The sequence below is a fragment of the Schumannella sp. 10F1B-5-1 genome (assembly GCF_006517535.1).
GTDB lineage: Bacteria > Actinomycetota > Actinomycetes > Actinomycetales > Microbacteriaceae > Schumannella.
On sequence record NZ_VHQH01000147.1, the window covers coordinates 1 to 225 of the forward strand.

At 67.6% G+C, this 225-nt stretch carries 1 pseudogene; it reads left to right on the forward strand.

Annotated features, from left to right (window positions below):
• Positions 1-225 (forward strand): annotated as a pseudogene (locus tag FJ658_RS15245) (helicase); the annotation flags it as partial.

Genomic DNA, 225 nt, shown 5'->3' on the forward strand with positions numbered 1-225 from the left:
GAGCGGCTCGAGCTGAAGGTCGGCGCGCAGGTGATGTTCCTGCGCAACGACGCGGGCGGCGAGGGCCGCTGGGTCAACGGCACGATCGGCGAGGTCGTGAAGATCGCCGACGACGTCACGGTCGAGGTCGACGGTGAGAGGCACCTGGTCGCGCCGGTCACCTGGGAGCGCTACAAGTACAGCTACTCGCCCGTCACCAAGCAGCTCACGAAGGATGTGGTGGCC